This is a genomic window from Streptomyces griseofuscus, assembly GCF_014673495.1.
Lineage (GTDB): Bacteria > Actinomycetota > Actinomycetes > Streptomycetales > Streptomycetaceae > Streptomyces > Streptomyces murinus.
The window spans coordinates 8118207-8140527 of the sequence record NZ_CP051006.1 but is presented as its reverse complement, the minus strand read 5'-3'; the positions used below and the strand labels follow the sequence as shown (position 1 = coordinate 8140527).

At 71.7% G+C, this 22321-nt stretch carries 17 protein-coding genes and 3 pseudogenes; 16 read left to right on the top strand and 4 right to left on the bottom strand.

What is annotated here, in order from left to right:
* Positions 1-82 precede the first annotated feature (82 nt).
* The 7 genes and pseudogenes from HEP81_RS36940 (at position 83) to HEP81_RS42245 (ending at position 9499) form a co-directional block, all read left to right on the top strand.
* Complete coding sequence (locus HEP81_RS36940; RefSeq protein ID WP_037661243.1) at positions 83-1090, top strand: LacI family DNA-binding transcriptional regulator; 1008 nt, start codon at positions 83-85, stop codon at positions 1088-1090.
* A 156-nt stretch (positions 1091-1246) separates the two neighbouring features.
* Positions 1247-3094, top strand: coding sequence for a gamma-glutamyltransferase (ggt, locus tag HEP81_RS36935; RefSeq protein WP_106980035.1), 1848 nt, complete (start codon positions 1247-1249; stop codon positions 3092-3094).
* 311 nt (positions 3095-3405) lie between these two features.
* Positions 3406-4182, top strand: coding sequence for a polyprenyl diphosphate synthase (uppS, locus tag HEP81_RS36930; RefSeq protein WP_078967623.1), 777 nt, complete (start codon positions 3406-3408; stop codon positions 4180-4182).
* On the top strand, positions 4179-5636 hold the full coding sequence (locus HEP81_RS36925) for an oxygenase MpaB family protein (RefSeq protein WP_037661249.1): 1458 nt from the start codon (positions 4179-4181) through the stop codon (positions 5634-5636). Before uppS ends, HEP81_RS36925 begins: the two co-directional genes overlap by 4 nt.
* Before the next feature lie 100 nt (positions 5637-5736).
* Positions 5737-5834, top strand: a pseudogene (locus HEP81_RS36920).
* Positions 5835-5972: 138 nt separating this feature from the next.
* Positions 5973-7013, top strand: coding sequence for a LacI family DNA-binding transcriptional regulator (locus HEP81_RS36915; RefSeq protein ID WP_037661252.1), 1041 nt, complete (start codon positions 5973-5975; stop codon positions 7011-7013).
* Positions 7014-7162: 149 nt separating this feature from the next.
* On the top strand, positions 7163-9499 hold the full coding sequence (locus HEP81_RS42245) for a protein kinase domain-containing protein (RefSeq protein WP_051850519.1): 2337 nt from the start codon (positions 7163-7165) through the stop codon (positions 9497-9499).
* 1201 nt (positions 9500-10700) lie between these two features.
* Here the strand turns inward: HEP81_RS42245 and HEP81_RS42795 are convergent.
* Positions 10701-10981 (bottom strand): annotated as a pseudogene (locus tag HEP81_RS42795) (DUF3224 domain-containing protein); the annotation flags it as partial.
* Between the two features lie 192 nt (positions 10982-11173).
* On the opposite strand from HEP81_RS42795, the gene HEP81_RS36900 reads away from it, so the two are divergent.
* The 6 genes and pseudogenes from HEP81_RS36900 to HEP81_RS36880 all read left to right on the top strand — a co-directional run bounded on the left by HEP81_RS36900 (position 11174) and on the right by HEP81_RS36880 (position 14615).
* The gene (locus tag HEP81_RS36900; protein WP_037661254.1) at positions 11174-11788 is read left to right on the top strand and encodes a hypothetical protein; all 615 of its coding nucleotides are present in this window, start codon (positions 11174-11176) and stop codon (positions 11786-11788) included.
* 92 nt (positions 11789-11880) lie between these two features.
* Positions 11881-12015 carry a hypothetical protein gene (locus HEP81_RS42240; RefSeq protein ID WP_259332504.1) on the top strand — a complete coding sequence of 45 codons (135 nt, stop codon included), beginning with the start codon at positions 11881-11883 and terminating at the stop codon, positions 12013-12015.
* Positions 12008-13429, top strand: coding sequence for an FAD-dependent oxidoreductase (locus HEP81_RS36895; protein ID WP_037661257.1), 1422 nt, complete (start codon positions 12008-12010; stop codon positions 13427-13429). The genes HEP81_RS42240 and HEP81_RS36895 overlap by 8 nt, the downstream gene beginning before the upstream one ends.
* A 192-nt stretch (positions 13430-13621) precedes the next feature.
* Positions 13622-13717 (top strand): annotated as a pseudogene (locus HEP81_RS36890).
* An 83-nt stretch (positions 13718-13800) separates the two neighbouring features.
* Positions 13801-14385 (top strand): chloramphenicol phosphotransferase CPT, encoded by a 585-nt coding sequence (cpt, locus tag HEP81_RS36885; RefSeq protein WP_051850525.1) that lies wholly within the window; start codon positions 13801-13803, stop codon positions 14383-14385.
* 44 nt (positions 14386-14429) lie between these two features.
* Positions 14430-14615 carry a hypothetical protein gene (locus HEP81_RS36880; RefSeq protein ID WP_037661260.1) on the top strand — a complete coding sequence of 62 codons (186 nt, stop codon included), beginning with the start codon at positions 14430-14432 and terminating at the stop codon, positions 14613-14615.
* Positions 14616-14885: 270 nt separating this feature from the next.
* Here the strand turns inward: HEP81_RS36880 and HEP81_RS36875 are convergent, their stop codons facing one another.
* Positions 14886-16406 (bottom strand): sodium:solute symporter family protein, encoded by a 1521-nt coding sequence (locus HEP81_RS36875; RefSeq protein WP_037661263.1) that lies wholly within the window; start codon positions 16404-16406, stop codon positions 14886-14888.
* Between the two features lie 241 nt (positions 16407-16647).
* On the opposite strand from HEP81_RS36875, the gene HEP81_RS36870 reads away from it, so the two are divergent.
* Complete coding sequence (locus HEP81_RS36870) at positions 16648-17439, top strand: IclR family transcriptional regulator (RefSeq protein ID WP_037661266.1); 792 nt, start codon at positions 16648-16650, stop codon at positions 17437-17439.
* A 93-nt stretch (positions 17440-17532) separates the two neighbouring features.
* On the opposite strand, the gene HEP81_RS36865 is transcribed toward HEP81_RS36870, so the two are convergent.
* Both HEP81_RS36865 and HEP81_RS36860 read right to left on the bottom strand, forming a co-directional pair.
* Entirely contained in the window at positions 17533-18801 is a 1269-nt protein-coding gene (locus HEP81_RS36865) for a glucarate dehydratase family protein (RefSeq protein ID WP_037661268.1), read from the bottom strand.
* Complete coding sequence (locus HEP81_RS36860) at positions 18798-19718, bottom strand: 5-dehydro-4-deoxyglucarate dehydratase (protein ID WP_037661270.1); 921 nt, start codon at positions 19716-19718, stop codon at positions 18798-18800. Before HEP81_RS36860 ends, HEP81_RS36865 begins: the two co-directional genes overlap by 4 nt.
* Before the next feature lie 153 nt (positions 19719-19871).
* Here HEP81_RS36860 and HEP81_RS36855 point away from each other — a divergent pair, with 153 nt between their 5' ends.
* Complete coding sequence (locus HEP81_RS36855) at positions 19872-20711, top strand: NAD-dependent epimerase/dehydratase family protein (protein WP_037661273.1); 840 nt, start codon at positions 19872-19874, stop codon at positions 20709-20711.
* Between the two features lie 72 nt (positions 20712-20783).
* The gene (locus tag HEP81_RS36850) at positions 20784-22289 is read left to right on the top strand and encodes an aldehyde dehydrogenase (NADP(+)) (RefSeq protein ID WP_037661274.1); all 1506 of its coding nucleotides are present in this window, start codon (positions 20784-20786) and stop codon (positions 22287-22289) included.
* Positions 22290-22321 lie beyond the last annotated feature (32 nt).

The following is a 22321-nucleotide window of genomic DNA, read 5'->3' as shown; positions in this document are numbered from 1 at the left end:
GCGGAGTGCCGGGTGCGGTCCGGTTGCCGGGCCTGGAAGGGTTCGTCGGCCCGGGATTCCTGCCCGGACGGGGAGGAACGTCGTGCGGGTGAGCCTCAAGGACGTCGCGTCGCACGCGGGTGTCTCCATCAAGACCGTGTCCAACGTGGTGAACGACCAGCCGCATGTGACCCCCGCGATGCGGGCGCGCGTACAGAAGTCGATCGACGAGCTGGGCTACCGGCCCAATCTCACCGCCCGGCATCTGCGCAAGGGCCGGACCGGGATAGTCGCCCTGGCCCTGCCCGAGCTGGGCAATCCCTACTTCGCCGAGCTGGCCGCCGAGGTCGTCGACGCCGCCGCCGAGCATGACTACACCGTGCTGCTCGACCACACGGGCGGCCGCCGTGATCAGGAGACCCTGGTCTGCCAGGGTTTTCGGAGCCGGGTGATCGACGGGCTGATCCTCAGTCCCATCGAGCTGGAGGCGGACGATCTGCGTGAGCGTGCGCCCGTCCCGCTCGTCCTGCTCGGCGAGCGGGAGTACGACCTGCCCTACGACCACATCTCCATCGACAATGTCGCCGCCGCCCGCGAGGCGGTGCGCCATCTGATCTCCCTGGGACGGCGGGACATCGCCTTCCTGGGCGCCCGGCGCGGCCGCAGCCAGCCCGCCCATCTACGGCTGCGGGGCTGGCGGGAGGAGCTGGACGCGGCAGGTCTCGTGGCCGACGACCGGCTGGTGGCCGCCACCGACGGCTGGGGGCACGCCGACGGGGCGGCGGCCATGGCGCGGCTGCTGGACGCGGGCCACCGCCTGGACGCGGTGTTCGCCTACAACGACCTCATCGCCATCGGCGCCCTGCGCGTGCTGTCCGAACGCGGGCTGCGCGTCCCGGAGGACGTCGCGGTCGTCGGGTTCGACGATGTGGTGGAGGGCCGTTTCGGCGCCGTCACCCTCACCTCGGTCTCCCCCGACAAGGCGTCCATCGCCAGGATGGCGGTCGAGTCGGTGCTCTCCCAACTCGACGGCGTGCCAAGGCAGCAGGCGCGCCGGATCCACGCCGGCTACACGCTGGTGCATCGTGAGAGCACCCTCGGACACGATTGACCGCTCTCCCGCCTGCGGGCCCTACCGCCGGGAAACCTCAGATCTTCCGCAAACCTTGATCCACGCGGTTGCCCGCCCCAGGACCGGCTGCAAGGGTTTCGCGCACCCCGCTCCCGTCGGCGACCCCCTCTCAGGAGGGGTGAAATCGGAGGTTTCGTGACCACCCGCCGTACCGTGGTGACCGCCGCTTCGACAGCGCTGCTCACTCTCCCCCTGCTCCCCCACCCCGCCGGCGCGTCCCCCGCCGCCCCCGAGAAAACGTCTCCGGGCCTCCAGCCGCCCGCCAAGCAGGCGGTCGCCGTCGGCCACGGCGGTGCCGTCGCCAGTGTCAACCCGTATGCCACCCAGGTCGGTATCGACGTTCTGCGCCGCGGCGGCAACGCCATCGACGCCGCGGTCGCCACCGCCGCCGCGCTCGGTGTCGTCGAGCCCTACTCGTGCGGTGTCGGAGGCGGCGGCTACTTCGTCCACTACGACGCCCGCACCCGCACCGTCCACACCATCGACGGCCGGGAGACCGGGCCGGCGCGTATGCGGCCCGACTCCTTCACCGACCCGGCCACCGGAAAGGCGATCCCGTTCGACGACGCGGTCAACTCCGGTCTGTCCGTGGGCGTTCCCGGCACCCCGGCGACCTGGCGCAAGGCGCTGGACACCTGGGGCACCGTCTCGCTGGCCGAGGCGATGCGGCCGGCGATCCGGATCGCGGACGACGGGTTCGTCGTCAGCGAGCAGTTCCGCGCCCAGACCGAGATGAACGAGGCCCGCTTCCGCGACTTCACCCCGACCGCCCGGCTGTTCCTGCCGAACGGCCGGCTGCCGGTCGTCGGCACCCTGTTCCGCAACCCCGACCTCGCCCGGACCTACCGGGAATTGGCGCGCACGGGCATGGACGCCATGTATCTCGGGGACATCGGACGGGACGTGGTGCGCACCGTGCAGAACCCGCCGGTGGCCCCCGGTTCCACGCGCACGGTGCGCCGCGGCCTCATGGAGCGCTCGGACCTCGCCGCCTACCGGGCGATCCTGCGCGCCCCGACCCGTACGACGTACCACGGGCTGGACGTCTACTCCATGGCGCCGTCCTCCTCCGGCGGCACCACGGTCGGCGAGGCGCTGAACATCCTGGAGAACCTGCGTCTGTCACCGGCCGACAAGGTGCGGGCGCTGCACGACTATCTGGAGGCCAGCCGGATCGCGTTCGCGGACCGCAACCGCTGGGTGGGCGACCCGGCGTTCTCCGACGTGCCCGCGCGGGAGCTGCTGGCGAAGGAGTACGCCAAGGACCGCGCCTGTCTGATCCGCCCCACCACCGCGCTGACCAGCCCCGTCGCCCCGGGTGACCCGCGCCACCCGGTGGGCTGCGCCGATCCGGGCACCGGCGTCCCCGAACCGTATGAGGGCCGGTCGACGACCCATCTGGTGGTCTCCGACCGCTGGGGCAACGTCGTGTCGTACACGCTGACGATCGAGCAGACCGGCGGCTCGGCGATCACCGTTCCCGGTCGCGGGTTCCTGCTGAACAACGAGCTCACGGACTTCGACTTCACGCCCTTGCAGGCGGGGGTGCCCGACCCGAATCTGCCGGGCGCGGGCAAGCGGCCGCGCAGCAGCATGGCGCCGACGATCGTGCTGCGCGACGGCAGGCCCGTGATCGCCGTGGGCTCACCGGGCGGCGCGACCATCATCACCACGGTGCTCCAGACCCTCGTCAACCGTCTCGACCTCGGCATGACGCTGCCGCAGGCGGTCGCCGCGCCGCGTATCTCGCAGCGCAACGGCGCCGCCACGGAGGCCGAGCCCGCCTTCCTCGACTCACCGGACCGCCCCGCGCTCGAAGCGCTCGGCCAGCGCTTCGTCCTCGCTCCCCCGGCCTTCACCCCGTCCCCGGAGATCGGCGCCGTCGCCGCGCTGGAGTTCGGCTCCCACGGGCGGGTCACGGCGGTCGCCGAGCCGAAGCGACGCGATGGCGGGTCGGCGATGGTGGTCCACCCGACCTCCTGAGACCGCGCCGGTCCGGCGCCGAGGCGGTGCCGGACGACCGCACGACAGGGATGCCGGTACGACCCCCGCAGGGGGCCGTACCGGCATCCCCGCAACCCCTGCACGGACCTCCAGGCATGGCCGGTCGCGCGCCGGTCGACGCCGGACTCGAACGCCTGCACCAAGGGTGAATCTCCCCCCGCTGACCCGCCGCACCCGGCCGCGGGATGGCAGTCTGCCATGTGGTGATCAGCTCATACACGCACGTCGGGGCGGGTGCAGGCTGACGCCGGGTGGTGGGCGGTCGTCGTCGCGTGCGGTGGGGGGTAGGCATGGTGTCTCGGTCGGCCGACGAGGGCTCGGGCTCCTTACCCGAGGGTTTCGGCAAGGGCCCGGTGCCTCGCCATGTCGCATGTGTGATGGACGGCAACGGCCGGTGGGCGGCGCGGCGTTCGTTGCCGCGTACGGCAGGCCACCTGGCCGCGGAGACCACGGTGATCGACGTCATCGAGACGGCGCGGTCGGCCGGGGTGGAGTGGCTGAGCCTGTACGCGTTCTCGACGGAGAACTGGCGTCGGCCCGATGACGAAGTCGCCTTCCTCATGCAGTTGATACGGCGCGCGGTGCGCAAGCACGCCCCGCTGCTGCAAGCGCGGGGGATCCGCTGCCGCTTCCTCGGCGTGACGCATCCGCGGATCCCCCCGGCGCTGGCCCAGGACTTCGCCGACCTGACGACCCTGACCGGCAGGAACAGCGGCATGACCCTGACCATCGCCTTCGATCACGGCGGGCGCCGGGACATCGTCGCGGCGGCACAGTCGCTGATCCGCGACGGGGTGCCGCCCGAGGCCGTGACCGAGGAGATCTTCGCCGCGCACCTGCCCTTCCCCGACACCCCGGACGTCGACCTGGTCATCCGTACCTCGGGGGAACAGCGGATCTCCAACTTCATGCTCTGGCAGGTCGCCTACGCCGAATGGGTCTTCCCTTCGGTCCTGTGGCCCGACTTCCGCGCCTCGCACTTCCTTGACTGCCTGCACACCTACCAGCAGCGCCGGCGCCGTTTCGGCGGCCTGCCGCCGGAGCAGAACGGAGAACCGCAACCGTGAGCCACGCAGCCGACGACAGCGCGCAGCCACCCTTGTTCGGGCCGGGATCGCAGTTCCACGAGCTCTTCGACGACCCGCGCTGGGCCTTCGCGATGGTCCGGGCCACCGTGCTGGAGGCAGCGCACCCGCAGATCGGCGCCGCGCTGATCGACAACTCGACCTTCGTCATCCACCCCTGGCGCCGGTTGCGCAACACCTATCTGAGCCTCCAGCGCATGTTCGGCGCCGACGACCAGGTGCGCGCCAAGGAGGCGGCGCGCCTCAATCGCCTGCACACCCGGCTGAAGGGCAGGGACGCGAGCAACCGGCCGTACGACGCGATGGACCCCGGCGTACGGGCCTGGGTGGTCGCGACGCTGTTCGAAAGTGCCGTCACCATGTGCCGGTTGAGCGGCCGTCCGCTGTCGCCGAGCGCCGTGGAGCGGCTGTACGGCGAATTCCGGGCGTATCACGCGGCCTTCGGCGACGAGACAGGTCAACTCCCTCTCACTCTTGCGGAGTTCTGGGTCTACTACGACCGGATGGTGGAGGAGGAGCTGGAGAACACCGAGGCGATGCGCATCATCCTCTACAAGCTCTTCGACCACCTCCCCGCTCCCCCGCTGCTCAACGGACTTCCCACCCTGTGGGCGCTCGGCCGGGCCGTGGTCGGCCCCGCCCTCGGAGCGATCACGGTGGCCGCTCTCCCCGAATCCTTCCGGCGCCGGGCCGGTCTGCCGGAACTGCTCGGCGCGGGAGCCCTGATGCAGGGCGCCTACCTGACCGTCGACCTGGCCCGCTTCCTGCCCGAGGGCTGGCTGCGGCCCCAGAACATCGCCGACCTGCTGGCCCTCTCCCCCACCAGCGACGACCCCCGGGCCAGGACCGTCACTGCCCTGCACGAGCGGATGCGGCGGGCCGGCGCCCTGCTCCGCCTCATCACCCCCATGTCCTTCCGGCCCGCCCCCGAGGCGCCGTCGCCGGGGCAGCGCAGCGCGGAGGAGTTCTTCCGCGACGTACTCGACCAGACCGGCGACGGATACCTCACCTGGCCCGATCTCGCGGCCATGGCACGGGAGTTGTGCGGACGCCTCGATCTGGACGAACCCGCGGAGACCCGGCTCTACGACGCCTTCGCCGACTGGTGGCGCGAACTCCAGACCGCCCTCGACACCGACGGCGACGGCCGTGTCAGCGCCGAGGAGTACGCCGCCGCCGCGCCCTCCCTGGCCGGACCCGCGCTGATCAGGACCGCCGAGGTCCTCTTCGACGCCGCCGACAAGGACGGCGACCAGCGCATCGACGAGGCCGAGTACCGCGCCCTGTTCCGCACCGCGTTCCACCGCGACACCACCGGCGAAGCCACCGACGGCACCACCGTCTACACCCGCGGTGCCTTCGTCCGGGATTTCCTGTCCTTCATGTCCGGCCGCCGACTCTCCACCCCTTACGACCCCCTCCTCGCCGAGTCCTGAACTCCCGCCCCGGCAGCGGGTGTCAGGACCGCGTCAGCGCCCTGTGCCACTCTCTTCCCTGTGAACGGCGGACGGGAGGAACACCCGCCGCCGGGAACGAGGAGAGGTGCCCGGAGTGGTTTATCGGGGACCAGCGAGCATGTCTCGAGGTCGGGCCTCCCGGGGCCCACGCAGGTTCAAATCCTGCCCTCTCCGCCACGTGCCCCACCGCCCGGGGCACGCTGCTCTTCGACGCTCACCGCTCACCAGTGGTTCCGTACCGCCCTGCCCCGCTCCCCGACCCCCACCGTTGGAGAGAATGGGCCCGGTTCGGGAACGACGAGGTGGGAGTCGGGTATGGCAGGCGACGGCGGTCCGGTGACACTGCGCGGCATCGCGGAACGGCTCGGGCTGCATGTCTCGACGGTCTCCCGCGTCCTCAACGGCCCCACCGGGGAACAGGGCCGCGCCGCGTCGGCCGAGACGGTACGAAGGATCCGCGATCTGGCCGACGAACTCGGCTACCGCCCCAACCCGCACGCCACCAGCCTGCGAACCCGGCGCAGCAACCTCGTCGGGGTGCTCTTCCCCCGGCTGTCGGAGATCGTGGTGGCCACCATCTACGAGGGCGTGGAGGAGGAGGCGACCGCGCAAGGGCTGTCCACGTTCGTCACCAACACCCACGACGACCCCGCGACCCAGCGCGAACGCATCGCCATGGTCCTGGGCCGCCGGGTCGACGGCCTCATCATCGGCGACGCGCACCTGGACGGGGCCGCACTGGCCGACCCGGCCCTGGACTCGACGCCCTTCGTGCTCGTCAACCGCCGCGTCGAATCCGGCCATCCGGCGGTCACGTGCGACGACTACCAGGGCGGCCGACTGCTGGCCGAGCACTTCCTGTCCCTGGGGCACCGCCGGGTGGCCGTCGTCGCCGGTGAGCCCTTCGCCAGCACCGGCACCGACCGCACCACCGGCTTCACCGACCGCTACCGCGAGGCCGGTCTGCCCGTGCCCGCCCACCGGGTACGGCACTGCTCATTCGACACGGCGGGCGGCCGCCGGGCCGCCCTCGAACTGCTGACGGACGCCGACCGGCCGACCGCCGTCTTCGCCGTCAACGACCTCGCGGCGATCGGCGCCATGGGTGCCGCCCGCGACCTGGGTCTGCGGCTGGGCGAGCACCTCGCGCTGGCCGGGTTCAACGACACCCCGCTCGCCGCCGAACTCCCCGTCCCGCTCACCAGCGTCCGCTCCCCCATGGCGGAACAGGGCAGACGGGCCGTACGGCTGCTGCTCCGCCGTATCGCGGGCGAGCCCGTCGCCTCGCAGACGCTCCCGCCGCAGCTCATGGCGCGGGCCTCCACGGGCGCACCGGTCGGCCCTGACCTGCGCTGAGCACGGCGGCGTGGACCCGCCCCGCTGACGCCCCCGAATCGATGCGCCAGAACTCTGCGGGCCCGGTTGCCCAAACGATTGGCGCAAACGATTGGGTGGAGCATACTGACCCCTCGACAGGCGTCCGGCACGGCCTTGGGGGTGGCCCGATGAGATGGTTCGGCAGACGGCGCGAGGGGACGGGGGATCCCGGCGCCGGTCCCCGCGAGAAGTTGGCCGGGGCCCTGCGGGAGGGCAGCAGGACGGCCGAGCTGATCGGCCGGCAGGGCGATGCGACAGAGGCCGCCGCACGGTACACGGCACTGGTCGCGCGGGCGGAACGCGATCTGGGGCCGCAGAGCACCGACACCTGGGCCTTACGACACCAACTGGCCCACTGGACCGGCGAGTCGGGGCAACCGGAGGAGGCCGTACGGCAGTTCACCCGGTTACTGGCCGATCGGGAGCGGAGCCAGGGGCCGCGCCATCGGGACACCGAGCTGGCCCGGCATCAACTGGCCCACTGGCACGGCCGGTCGGGGCGGCCGGAGGAGGCCGTACGGCGGTACGAGGCCATGCGTAGGATCGCCGAGCGGGAGAACCGCACCGAGACGGCGCTCACCCTGCTGTGCGACATGGGCTACTGGCAGCAGAAGTCCGGCGACAACGCGGCCGCGCTGCGTGCGTTCTCCCACATGCTGAAGACCGCCCAGGAGGAGTTCGGACCCGACCACCAGCTCGTCAACATCGCACGCCAGCGCTACGCCGAGGTCGCCGGCAGCCTGCCGTTCGGCAACGAGGGCGGCCAGGACGGGCTCCAGGACCTCCGTGCGACGGCCGCCGCCGTCGAGGCCGCGGGAGACCTTCAGCGCGCGGCCCGGATGTACGAACAGATCGCCGCGCGCTGCGAGCAGCTCTACGGGCCGGGCAGCCCCGACACGCTCTCCGCGCTCGTCGCCCAGGCGCAGGCCGCGGTGACGGCGCGGGACTACGCGACGGCCGTCGACTCCTTCGGCAAGGTCCTCGCCTGCATGGAACTCCAGGGCCAGGGACCGGGATCACCGGAGTACGACACCCTCCGCGGTCAGCGCGAGGAGCTGGCCCGGATGGCTCGGCACGCGGTGCTCCGTATCGCACAGCCCACCGCGACGCTGCTCGGCGAGAGCGTGCAGGGCGCACCGGAGACGCTCTGCGCGGTGCTGGCGCGCGAGCCCGGCGCGGCGCACTCGACCCGGCTCGCCGTGGTGAACGACGGTGCGGAAGACGTCAGTTGGCGCTGCTGGACCGTCGAGCAGTGGACTGTCCTGCTGCGGGACCTGTCCCGGCGCGGGTACGACGCGTCGGCCCTCTGCTTCGCCCGCGACGATCTGCGCCCGACACCCGAAGAGGCCCTTATGTGCGAGCGGTTGAGGCTGCCGGGCGTCTATGTGTCCCGTCTGGGCGAGGAGAACGTACGCATCGACGCGTACGTCTTCGCGGACGGCGAGCGGACGGCGGCGCGTGTCGTCCTGGTGCCGGACGAGCGGCCCGAGGCGGCCGAACGGGAGCTGCGGAAGCGGTTGTCCGCCGAGGCCGCGGACGACAGGATCGCCCTGCATCCGCGGGCCGCGGCGATCGGGACCTGGCGGGAGATCGAGCGGGCGCGACGGCCCGCCGGTGCGGACGGGACGCCGGTCCTCGGCGCGTACGAGGTGCTGGAGTGTGTCGGCGAGGGCGGCTTCGGGCGGGTCTATCTGTGCCAGGACCCCGACGGGCTGATGGTCGCGGTCAAGACGCTGCACGCGCATCTCGCGGCGGCGCCCCCGATCAAGCAGGGCTTCGCCCACGAGGTACGGGCGGCGCTGCGGGTCGGAGGACGGTTCACCGTGCCGGTGATCGCCGCGGACACCGAGGGGCCGGTGCCGTGGATGGCGGTGCCGTACGTGTCCGCGCCCTCGTTGCAGGAACTCGCCGACCGCTGCGGGCCGTTGGAGCCGGAGCTGGTGCGCACGCTGGGTGCGGGCATCGCTCTCGCGCTCAGCGCCATCCATGCCGAGGGCATTGTGCATCTCGATCTCAAGCCGGCCAACGTACTGCTCACCGAGGACGGTCCACGGGTCATCGACTTCGGAATCGCCCAGATCGAGCGGCTCACCGAGCCGCGGCGCGGCTTCGCGGGCACGTACGCGTACGCCTCCCCGGAGCAGTTGCGCGAGCAGCGGACGTTCACATCCGCAAGCGATGTGTTCTCCCTCGGAACCGTCCTCGCCCGTCTCGCGCTGGGCCACAGCCCCTGGGGGTGGGGCACCCCCGCCGTGGTCGCCGCCATCCGGGCCGGCACCCCTGAACTCGCCGGACTGCCCAGCGACCTCGCGGCGGTGGTCCGGTCCTGCTTCCGTCCCGACCCGGACCGCCGACCGAGCGCGGCCGCCGTGGCCGAGGCGCTGGTCCCGGGGGCCGGCGCGGGCAGGCTCGACCCACCGCGCCTGTCGGAGGAGGCGCGGGCGCTGATGGCGGAACGACGCTGAGAACCCGCACCCCCCGTTCTTCGCGGACGCGAACTCCATGGATCGGGTTCCGGGCCGGAGTGCGCCGGCCCGGAACCCGATGGCTCCACTGTGCCGCGCCCGGCTGAGCCGCGCGATTACCTCACAGGTAATGACATGCCGGAATGACCTGCAACAGGCCATGAAGAAGGGCCTATGGCAGCCCAAGGAATATCCAAGCGATGAATATCAGACGCACCCCTGTCCGACCGGGCCCGACATCACGGAATTCGACACCTGGTGCGACCGCTCGGGATGTCACCGATCCACGTCCCTGATCCTCACGGCGGACCAGTACGACACCAAGCGCCCCGCCGTCCCTGAGGGCGGCGGACCCTCCGGTCCGTTGGACCGCGCGCCGGTCAGACGCCGTTCGGGGCCGACGGAGCCGAGGCGGCGGGCCGTCTCCGTCCGATCGGCGATGAAATCGGGACCGCCGATGGGTGGTGTGCGGGCGGTGAACAGTCCCGGCCAGGGGAACGATCGACGACTTCCGTCGCCGCCGTGGGTGACCTCAGCCGGGGCTCCGCCTCCCTGCGCCAGAGCGTGGCCTCGAAGCCGGTCAGGGCGAGCCCGCGCACCTCCAGCAGGCCGCCCGGGACCGGTCCCGCCAGGCCAGCACCCGCTGAAGATCACCAGCACGCAGGGGAGTTCGGCGTCACCCCTCGCTCTCAGGTCCACCGATCCAGCCGTCGTTGTTCCGATGGCGGTCCAGTCCCACGGCCTCGAATTCGTCCTCGCCCAGGCTCCTGCTCGCGCCGAGCCGCCGTAGCGCCCCCGAGATCGGGCTGACCGACCGGGAGAACCACTTCTTCGTCGGCGCGTCCAGCGGCCCCAGAACCAACTCCCCGTCGGCCCAGACCGCGGCGCGTTGCTCACCCGTGCCGCCGAAGTACTCGGCCTCCACATAGGCCACCGGCCCCGCGGCGGACCACCGGGCGAGCGGCTTCTCGAAGCCCCCCGGCAGCCGCCAGAAGCCCAGCGCACCCTCGGTTCCGCCGTCCGTGACCGCGTCGAACACCTCGTCCGTCATCGGCATCAGCGACAGGCCCTGGCGAAGAGCAAGGACACGCGTCCCTTCAACTCCGTGGTGGCTGGCAAGCTCTGTTCCGGCCCCGGCGCGCCCTCGCCGTGGACGCCATGCCGCGCCCAGGACCGCGGCGTCCTCCTCCCTGACGAGCCCCTCCCCCGTGCCGCTGGTGGGCACGATGGTGAAGAACTCCGCCGTGCGGTCGCTGCCCGACGTCATCGCCGAGTGTGCGAATTCGAAGGAGCCGGGCCTGCCGCGCAGGGAGCCTTCGGACGACTCCATGGCCACGTACGTGCCGACGTCGGTCGTCTGGTCGAACGCGGCGGTGAACAGGGTCGCCGAGCGCCCGACGACCTCGCCGTCACCACCCCCGGGTCCGGCCGCGGCTCGGTCGGGGCGAACGCCTTGACGGTGAACGTTCCTGTAGCTCTCATGCGGCGACCGCATCGGTGCGGTCTGACAACGCCCTCCGCCGGAAACGTGACGTGGACGGCGTGGGGCGCCGAGCCCGCGCGCCCTTCGTCAGCGATCGTTCTTTGGCCAATAAACGATCATTGAACTCACGCCGGTTGCGCATAGGGTGCCATGAGCATTGCAGCAGTCCCGCGAGCTCTGGGAGCACATCGGTGGAGTCGACGCCGCTGCCCGAGACCCTTCGGCGTCTTGACGCGCTGATCCAGCAGGGGGGCCTCGCACGGTCGGAGTTCCTCGACGCCAGAAGGCTGGCGGTCAGGACCGCGTTGCCCGAGGACGTCGTAGACATACTGCTGCGCGGTGGGCAGCCGCCCGCCGAGACCGTCAACGAGCGGGTCCGGTCACGGATCAAGGCGCTCGCCAACGACCGGCTGGCCCGCACGGGTCAGCGGATGTCGGACCTCGCGGGCGCCATTTCCCGGCAGTTGGGGGTCTCCGCGTTCTGGGCCAGGCAGGTCTGCGCCGGCGACAAGGTGCCCAGCGTGGAACTGCTGCACGGCTTGGTCGACTTCTTCGGCGTCGACGGGGGCGAGGCATTCTTCACCGCGTCGGCCGACGAAGCCCTCGATCGAGAGCTGCGTTCCCTGCTCTCCGCGCGGTCCACACCCGAGGTCCGGGCGGTCCTACCGTCGGCCTCGCCGGGCCGCGACGACGTACGCGGCCTCGCCCTGCGACAGGCGCGGGACCTGCCGGAGCAGCGCTGGAACGTGCTCAACGCGACGCTGAAGGCCCTGCTGGAACTCGACGATCAAGAAGGCGACCGGTGAACGCGTCCGCGAAGGCGACGCGGCGACCATGCCGCTGATGAGCCGTAAGGCGGCGCTCTACGACGCCATTGAGCACGCCCACCCCCGGCCGGATGCCGGTTGGGCACGGCTCGGCGGCCTGGCGTTCCAAGGGTCTGGTCCCGCTCTCCCCCGCGCTCGGCTCGCCCGTCGTCACGACTTCCGCGCACACCACCGTTTCCCCGCAGAAAGCAGCCGACCATGAGTGAAGCCGTCCGGCACAGCCCCGCCCGCGCCGTCGTCATCGGGGGCAGTATGGCCGGGATGCTGGCCGCGGCCGCCGTCAAGGACCAGGTCGGATCGGTGGAGATCATCGAGTGCCACGATCTTCCCGAGGGGCCCGGGCCGCGCGTCGGCGTCCCCCAGGCCGTCCATATCCATCTCCTCCAGTCCGGGGGCGTGGCCGCGCTGGAGGAGCTGCTGCCCGGCGTGATCGACCAGTTGGCGGCCGCGGGGGCGCATCGCATTCCGGTGACCACCAATATGATCATCTACTCACCCGAGGGCTGGTATCGGCGCTGGCGGCGCGCCACGCATCGGCTGATGACCGCGAGCCGGGACCTGACGGACCATGTCGTCAGGGAGCAGGTGCTCAAGGAACCTCATGTCAACGTCCGTACGCGGTCCCGGGCCATCGGGCTGCTCGGCGACGGGCGCCGGGTCACCGGAGTACGCATCCGGACCTCGGGCGAGGGTGAGGGCGAACGCGAGACCGAACTGCGTACCGATCTGGTGATCGACGCGTCCGGCCGGGCCTCCCGGCTGCCCCAGTGGCTCGCCGAGCTGGGGATCGGCGGACTCGCCGAGGACCGCGTCGACTCCGGCCTCGTCTACGCCAGCCGTATGTACCGCGCCCCCGTCCCCACCCACGGCTGGCCGGTGGTCAGTGTGAACGCCGATCCGCGGCTGCCCGGGCCGGCCAGTGCCGGCGGCATCCTGCCGATCGAGGGCGACCGCTGGCACGTCAGCCTGATGGGCGCCCCCGGCGGGCAGCCCACCCGGGACGCGGACGCCTTCGAGCCCTTCGCACGCACCCTGCGGCATCCGATCATCGCCGACCTCCTCGCACGCGCCGAGCCGCTCACCGACGTCAGCATCACGCACAGCACGGCCAACCGGCGCCACTACTACGAGCGGCTCAGGACCTGGCCCGAGGGGCTGGTGACGCTGGGCGACTCCGTCGCGGCCTTCAACCCCGTGTACGGCCAAGGACTTTCGGTGATCGCACAGGGCGCGCTGGCACTGCGCGAACTGGCGCGTGGCGGGCTGGTCCCGGGGTTTTCGCGGCGCGCCCAGCGGGCGATCGCGCGGCCGGTCGAGGCGGCGTGGGCGCTGACCGTCGGACAGGACATCCACTTCGCCACGACCACCGGCAAGAGCCCGCGCTTCACCGACCGACTGCTGCAACGCTACGTCAACCGTCTCTCCCTCACCGCGACCGGCTCCTTCCGCACGGCCACGGCCCTGACCGACGTACTGACCCTGCACGCTCCTCCCACGTCCCTGATCCGGCCCGGGGTGCTGCTCTCCGCTCTGGTCGGGCCCCTTCGACCGCAGCTCAAGGGGCCGCAGTTCACACCGGAGGAGCTGGCGCTTCTCGACGGTGTGCGGGGGCGGTCGTAGCGCGGGGCAGGGTTCAGGAACGCGGGACGGGGGTCAGGAACGCGGGGCGGCCGACGCGAAGCCTTCGCCGGGCCGGCCGGTTGTCGTCCGGTCGGGAGTGCCAGGATCAGCGCCGCGTCAGCCGTCCGTCAGCGGGCCGTGTCACTCTCTTTCCTGTGAACGGTTCGGGGCGCCACCCGGAACCTGGAACAGGGAGAGGTGCCCGGAGCGGCTTATCGGGGACCACCGAGCCACGCCTCATGGTCGGGCCCTACGGGGCCCACGCAGGTTCAAATCCTGCCCTCTCCGCCGGAGTCGTCAGCCGACAGAGCCCGCCGAAGCCCGGCGGAAACACGTTTCCCGTGTCGCCCGAACGCCTCTACTGTGGCGCGGTGACGACTCAGGTGATCGTGGTCAACGGCGGTTCCAGCGCGGGGAAGTCCGGGATCATCCGGTGCCTCCAGGCGATCCTGCCCGATCCTTGGCTGGCGCTCGGGACGGACACCATGGTGGAGGCGCTGCCCGCGTCCCTGCGGGGGTCGGACGGCGGGATTGACTTCGCCGCGGACGGACAGGTCAGCGTCGGGTCCGAGTTCCGGGCGCTGGAGGCGGCCTGGATCGAGGGAATCGCCGCGATGGCCCGTGCGGGCGCGCGGGTTGTCGTCGATGAGGTCTTCCTCGGCGGGCCCTCCTCGCAGCGGCGATGGCAGCAGGCCCTGGACGGGCTGCGGGTGCTGTGGGTCGGCGTCCGGTGCGATGCCGCGGTGGCGGCGGGCCGTGAACTCGCGCGCGGTGACCGGGCGGTGGGGATGGCGGCCGCCCAGGCGGAAGTGGTCCACCGGGGCGTGGCGTACGACCTGGAGGTCGACACCACGCACACGGAGGCGATGGAGTGCGCCCGGGCCATCGCGGCACGGGTCGAGCGACCTGCCTCCTCAAGTTCAGCTCAGAACGTGCGCGTGCGGCGGGGGAACTGATGCACAATTCCTTCTAAAGACCACGTTCACCTGGGGGAACGCATATGAAGAGCCTGCTCGCCCGCGCCATGACTCGTCTTCAGGACACCGTCTCCGGCCGTCGGGACATCAAGGAGTACGAGGCCCGCGAGGCCGAATACCGCGGCGCGCACAACCGTGACGCCAACCTGGCCCAGCACTACATCCCGACCGCACCGCAGATCCCCACGAGCGGACCCGGCAACATGTGAGGGGCGGACAAGGTCAGTACAGCCCGCCGGCCTCTGGACCGGGGGCCGTCAGGTATGACCAATGGGATCTGATCATTATCGTCATCCCGCACCCACCCGCTACGGCATTACGGCGCCGAGGACCTGGTCGGTCCGACTGTGGGGGCCCGGCGTGGCCGGTGAGTTGACCGGTATCCACGCCTTCGAACCGGACAGCCCTCCGGCCCTTGAGCTTCCCTGCGGAGGAGACCGGAGCGGGACCGGGCAGGGCCGACCGCTTTCCATTCGAGGTCAGTCGGTCGCGGGGACCAGCGGAGGTGTGGGGCCCTCCGGGGCCGGGATGTCCGCCGCCGCGCTCACCGCCGCCGTGATCTCGTCCGCGGCCGGCGACGGCTGCGGCAGGACCAGGCCGATGACCAGGTACAGGACGAGGGAGGTCGCCAGTGGGGTGGCGATGGTGAGGGTCTGGTCGGTGCTGTCGAGGCCGTACTTCACCAGGACGAAGCTCGCCAGGCCGCAGGCCCAGGAGATCAGCGCGGCCAGGGAGCCCCAGCGGCGGAACGCCGGGAGCAGGCCGAGCAGCATCGGGATGGAGATCGGGCCCATCACCGCGGCGACCAGGGCGGTGATGATGCCGAGCGGGCCGCCGAAGTGGCTCGCCTCCATGGCGACCACCATGCTCACCGCGATGAACGCGACGGTGCAGATACGCGCGGCGAGCAGCCCGCTCCTGGCGCTGAGCGCCCGGCCCCGGCGGGCGACGGCCGGGATGATGTCCCGGACGACCACGGAGGCGATGGCATTGGCGTCCGAGGAGGCCATGGCCATGGTGTGCGAGAACATGCCGGCCAGGGTCAGTCCGACCAGACCTGCCGGGAGCAGGTTCTCGGCCATCAGCGCGTACACCTGCTGCGGGTCCGCGATGTGCGGCATCAGCACCGGGCCGACGACGGACGGGAACAGCAGCACGGCGGGCCAGACCAGATAGAGGGCCGCGGACAGCAGGGCCGAGCGCTTGGCGGCGGGGGCGGAGTCCGTGGCCATGTAGCGCTGGGCCAGGTTCCACATGCCGCCGTTGTACTCGAACAGTTTGACGACCACATACGCGGTGAGGAAGCCGGCCGTGTACGGGCCGACCAGCGGGTGGGTGTGGTCGGCGGGCAGCCGGTGCCAGATCGAGCCGAGGCCGGAGAAGCCGCCCACATGGTGCAGCGTGATGATCACCATGGAGAGCGCGGCGACGCCCTGGATGATGAACTGCCCGAAGTCGGTGAGCGCGTCCGCCCACAGGCCGCCGACCGTGCAGTAGACCAGGGTGACGACGCCGGTGATCAGAATGCCGATGTCGAGCGAGACTCCGGTGAAAACATTCAGCAGGATGGCGACCGAGGCCCACTTCGCGGCGACGTCGAACACCTTGAGCAGCGCGCCGCTCCAGGCCAGCGCCTGCTGGGTGGCGATGTTGTACCGGCGGGCCAGGTATTCGAGCGGTGAGGCGACGTCGTAACGGCGGCGCAGCCGGTTCCAGCGCGGGGCGAACAGCCAGGCGCCGGCACCGGTCGCGAGGGAGAGCGGCAGGAACGCCCAGACGTAGATGGTGATGCCGTAGCTGTAGGCGACCGCCGCATAGGCGACGAACACCGCGGCGCTGTAGCCCGACATGTGGTGGGAGATGCCGGACAGCCACCAGGGCATCCGGCCGCCGCCGGTGAAGTAGTCGCTCACATCGCTGACGCGCTTGTGCGACCACAGGCCTATGAACAGCATCACCACGAAGTAGCCACCGAGGGCCACCCAGTCCGGCCAAGCCATACGAACTCCTCGATGCCGACGGCCGTCGCTCGACTTGACCCAGCCGTCTACGTATGTAGACTCAGTTCTCATCCATGCTTTTCAGCGCGCACGTTAGCCTGGCGTACAGGGGCGGTCAATGATTCGGGAGGTTTTCGTTGACGCGACGGGGAGAAGGCGCCGTGATCGGTGAGACGGGGGCGCCGACTGCGTTCAGGGAAGCCCGAGTTGACGGCCGAGAGGCCGGAATGGGGTGGCGCGCATGACCGGGACAGGTGACGCCGGACGCGGGCCGGTGAAGTCGGCGGAACGCACCGTCCAGATCATGGAAGTGCTCGCGGCCTCACCGGAGCGGCTCACCCTGGGCCGACTCCAGGAGCTCACCGGATACCCGCGCTCCAGCCTGTACGCCCTGCTGCGCACCCTGGTGGCGCTGAAGTGGATCGAGGTCGAGGAGGGCGGCGAGGCGGCCGGCTTCGGCATCGGCCCGCGCGCCCTGCTGTGCGGCACGGCGTACCTGGACCGGGACCCGGCACTGCCGTACGCGGTGCGCCAGATCGAGCAGCTGCGCGCGGACGTCGGCTACACCACCCATTACGCCCGTCTCGACGGCACGAACGTCATCTATCTCGCCACCCGCGAGGCCACGGACTCCCGCCGGCTGACCTCCCGGGTGGGCCGCCAACTCCCGGCGCACGCCACGGCGTTGGGCAAGGCGCTGCTCTCCGAGCTGACCGCGCGGGAGGTGGACGCGCTGCTGTCCGACCAGCCCCTGGAGGCGCTCACCCCGCACACGGTCACCCGCCGCCCGGCCCTGCGCGAGGAGCTGGAGCAGACGCGGACCCGCGGCTGGGCGCTGGAGAGCGAGCAGAACACGCCTGGGCTGTGCTGCGTCGCCGCGACGCTGTCGTACCGCATCCCGGCGACCGACGCGATCAGCTGCTCGATCCCGCTGGACCACGCCACGGACCAGGAGGTCGAACGGGTCGCGGAGGCGGTGACCCGGCATGCCACGGAGCTGGCGGGGACACTGCGACGGAACGGCATCCGCTGAGATCCGTTCCGCACGCCCCTGTCCGCTACGCGGCCTCCCATGCCCGCTACGCCTCCCAGGCCCGCTCCGTGAGCGTCCCGCAGGCCGGGGGCCTCACCAGCGGGGGACCTTCTTCTCGTACGACGGATCGATGCGCCGCATGTATCCGGTGTCGTCGCGGTCGCGCAGGCCGCAGGAGACGTACTGCTCGTGCAGGCGGGCCAGCGCGTCGCGGTCGAGTTCGACGCCGAGTCCCGGGGTGGTGGGTACGGCGACGGAGCCGTCGCGGAACTCCAGGGCGCCCGGTGCGACGACCTCCTCGGTCTTCCACGGCCAGTGGGTGTCGCAGGCGTACGTCAGATTCGGGGTGGCCGCCGCCAGATGGGTCATCGCGGCAAGGCTGATGCCGAGATGCGAGTTGGAGTGCATGGACAGGCCCAGGTCGAAGGTGTCGCAGATCCCGGCGAGCACCTTCGAGCGCTGGAGGCCGCCCCAGTAGTGGTGATCGGAGAGGACGACCTGGACCGCGTCCAGGGCCACGGCGGGCTTGAGTTCGTCGAAGGCGACCACGCACATGTTCGTGGCGAGCGGCATGGGCGCCTCGCGGGCGACCCGGGCCATGCCTTCCTGCCCCGGCGTGGGGTCCTCCAGGTATTCGAGGACGCCGTCGAGTTCGCGGGCGACCATCAGTGAAGTGTCCACCGTCCAGGCGGCGTTAGGGTCGAGCCGCAGCGGGCGGTCGGGGAATGCCTCGCGCAGGGCGCGGACCGCCTCGATCTCCTCCTCGGGCCGGAAGACACCGCCCTTGAGCTTGATGGCCGTGAATCCGTAGTCGTCGATCATGCGCCGGGCCTGCGCCACGATGCCGTCGGGGTCGAGCGCCTCGCCCCAGGAGTCGGGCTCGCGGCCGGGGTGCGCGGCCCATTTGTAGAACAGGTAGGCACTGAACGGCACTTGGTCCCGTACGGCGCCGCCGAGCAGGTCGGATACCGGACGCCCGGCGGCCTTGCCCTGGATGTCCAGGCAGGCGACCTCGAACGGCGAGAAGACCCGGTCCACCGTACTACTGCTGGTGATCATGCCGGTGAGGCCATGGCCGTCACTGCCGGTGTCCCCGCCGAGCGCGGCCGCGACCGCGGCGTACATCCGGCCCAGGCGGTGGACGTCCAGGCCCACCAGGGCGTCGGCGGCCTGCCGCAGCCTGCGCAGATGACCCTGGTCGGCGTACGTCTCGCCGAGCCCGGTGATCCCTTGGTCGGTGTGCACCTCCAGCACGGCGCGCAGCGCGTACGGCTCGTGCACGCCGACCGCGTTGAGCAGGGCCGGGTCACGGAAGGCGACGGGAGTGAGGGTGACGTCGGTGATGCGGATCGCGTCGCTCATCGGGCGAAGTCCTCCACCAGGGCCAGGCCCGCGTCGGTGATCCGGCGCAGGGCGTCGAGGTGTTCGGGGGCCGGGTCGACCAGCGGGGGCCGCACCCCGCCGACAGCCAGGCCCTGTTGGCGCACACCGGCCTTGACCAGCGAGACGGCGTAGCCCGGGACCAGGTCGCGCAGGGCCACGAGCGGGTGGAAGAACTCCCTTTGCAGCCGCTCCACTTGGGCGGCGTCCGCCTTCTCGACCGCTTGGTAGAAGGCGTTGGAGATCTCGGGGGCGAAGCAGAAGACGGCGGAGGAGTACAGGGCGACACCGATGCCGCGGTACGCCGGGACGGTCACCTCGGCGGTGGGCATGCCGTTGAAGAACTGGAACTCCTTTCCGGTGCCCGCGAGTTCATGGCGTACGGCCGTCATGATGCGGGAGAGCCGGTCGAGGTCGCCGACGCCGTCCTTGAAGCCGACCACCTTGTCGTGGCGGGCCAGTTCGACGGCGGTCTCGGCGTCGAAGCGGGCGTTGGAGCGGTTGTAGACGATGAGCGGCAGTTCACCGGCGTCCGCGACCTCGCGCGCGTAGGCGGCGAGTCCGGCCGCCGGGGCCTGGACCAGGTAGGGCGGCAGCAGGAGCAGGCCGTCGGCGCCCGCGTCCTGGGCGATGCGCGCGTACTGGCGGGCCAGCGGCAGCGGGCCGCCGGTGCCGGCGTACACCGGGACGCGGCCGGCCACGGTCTCCACCGCGGTGCGCACCGCCTCGCCGTACTCGTCGGGGCTCAGCGCGTGGAACTCGCCCGTGCCGCAGGCGACGAAGACCCCGCCGGGGCCTGCGGCCAGGCCGCGGCGCAGATGTTCGGCGAGCACCTCCCGGTCGACCTGCCCGGACGCCGCGAAGGGCGTCACCGGAAAGAACAGCACGCCGTCGAACATGGGCACGCGACACTCCTCGTCGTCTACATATGCAGACAGGCTCCACATTTGCGAACTTACCTTTGAACTGTAAGACTCGCCCCGGAGTACGGTCAAGACGCCCATGGACACGCCGGGCCACCTCGGGGCCGGCCCGAAGTCGCCACGAAGGAGATGAGGCGAGTGAGTCAGCGCATCGTGATCACCGGAGCCGCGGGAGGGGTCGGCACCCTGCTCCGTCCCCGGCTGTCCCGCGCGGGCCGAACCCTGCGGCTGCTCGACGTGGCACCGGTGCCGGAGGCGGCCGAGGGCGAGGACGTGGAGACTGTACGGCTGTCGGTGACGGACCTGCCGGCGATGTGCGCGGCCCTCACCGGCGTCGACGCGGTGATCCACCTGGGCGGGCTGAGCGTCGAGGGGCCCTGGGACGAGATCCTCGACATCAACATCAACGGCACCCGCGCGGTCCTCGAAGCGGCCCGCCGGGCGGGCGTGCCCCGGGTGATCATCGCGAGCAGCAGCCATGCGGTGGGGTTCCACCCCCGGAGCGAGGACGAGGCGCCCGACTACCTCTTCCCCCGCCCCGACACCTACTACGGCGTGAGCAAGGTGGCCGCCGAGGCCCTGGGCAGCCTCTACCACGACCGATACGGCCTGGACGTGGTCTGCGTCCGTATCGGCGGCTGCTTCGAACGCCCCATCGCCACCCGGCAGTTGGCCACCTGGCTCTCCCCCGACGACTGCGCCCGGCTGATGGAGGCCCTGATCGCGGCGCCCTCGCCAGGGTTCCGTGTGGTGTGGGGCGTCTCGGACAACACCCGCCGCTGGTTCTCACTGGACGAGGCACGCGCGCTGGGCTATGAGCCGCAGGACGACGCCGAGCGCTTCGCCGGGGAACTCGAAGGCCGCCATGACCCGTTGGACGAGGTCTACCTGGGCGGGGCGTTCTGCTCGCCCTCACTGGACGCGGACGACGGCATGGACGACACCGACAGCACGGACGCGAGCAGCTGACGCCGTGCGCAACTCACCTCTCTTCCCCACGAGTTCACCCTCACCACCTCGCCCGACCCGGAGGTTCGATCGATGACCGACACCACGTCCGCCCCGCTGCGGGGAATCAGCCCGCGTACCGGTGAGCCCGTCGGCGATCCGGTCGGCGTGTCCACCGCGACGGACGTCGACGCCGCGGCCCGCGCCGCCGCCCGCGCGTTCCCCGTCTGGTCCGCGATGCCCGCCGCCGACCGGGCCCGGGCCCTCGAAGCCGCCGCCGACGCGCTGGACGCGGCCCGCGACGAACTGGTCGCCGTCGCCGACACGGAGACCGCGCTCGGTGCGGTCCGGCTGACCGGCGAGGTGGGCCGCACCAGTGGCCAGCTCCGCCTGTTCGCCGAGGTGCTGCGCGACGGCGGCCATGTGCAGGCCGTACTCACCCCGGCCGATCCGGCCACGGGGCGTCCCGACATCCGCCGGATGCGGCAGGCGATCGGGCCGGTGGCGGTGTTCGGCGCCTCCAACTTCCCCTTCGCCTTCTCCGTGGCGGGCGGCGACACGGCCTCGGCCCTCGCGGCCGGCTGCCCGGTGGTCGTCAAGGCGCACGAGGGGCACCCGGCGACCTCGGCCGCGGTCGCGCGCATCGTCACCGGGGCGCTGCGCGAGGCGGGCGCGCCCGAGGGGGTCCTCGGCCTCGTCACCGGTTTCGAGGCGGGTGCGGCGCTGGTGAACCACCCGGCCGTCAAGGCGGCCGGCTTCACCGGCTCACAGGCAGGCGGACGGGCCCTGTACGACCTCGCCGCCGCCCGCCCGGAGCCGATCCCGTTCTACGGCGAACTGGGCAGCGTGAACCCGGTGGTGGTCCTCCCCGGCGCCGCGGCCGAACGCGCCCGGGAGATCGCGCAGGGGTACGCGCAGTCGCTCACCCTGGGCACCGGTCAGTTCTGCACCAACCCGGGGCTGCTGTTCGTCCCCGCGGACGGCGCGCTGGTGGACGCCGTCGCGGCCGAGGTCGGCGCGGCCACGACCGGGGCGATGCTGACGTCCCGGATCCGGGACGGGTACCGGGCCAGGGTGGCCGAGTTGGACGAGACCGCGGACCTCCACCCGCTGGCCTCCGGAAGCGCGGGCGGCGACTTCTTCGCGGTGGCCCCGCGCGTATGGCGGCTGTCCCTGAAGTCCTTCGCGGACCAGCTGGACGCCCTGGCCGAGGAGTGCTTCGGCCCGGCCGGACTGGTGGTGACCTACCCGGACCTGGACTCGCTGACCGAGGTACTGGCGGCCCTGCCCGGCAGCCTCACCGGCTCGGTGCACGCCACGCCCGGCGACGCGGCGGCGGCCGCGCGGGTGGTGACGGTGCTGCGGCACCGCGTGGGCCGCCTCATCCACAACGGCTGGCCGACCGGCGTCGCCGTGTGCTGGGCCATGCACCACGGCGGCCCCTGGCCCTCGACGACGGCCCCGCTGCACACCTCGGTCGGCGCCGCCGCGATCGACCGCTGGCTGGTCCCGATCTCCTACCAGGACTGGCCCGACGACCTCCTTCCAGCGGAACTCCAGGACGCGAACCCGCTGGGGGTCCCGCGCCGAGTGGGCTGACCCGCTCCGCCCATGGACGGCTGAGTGCCACG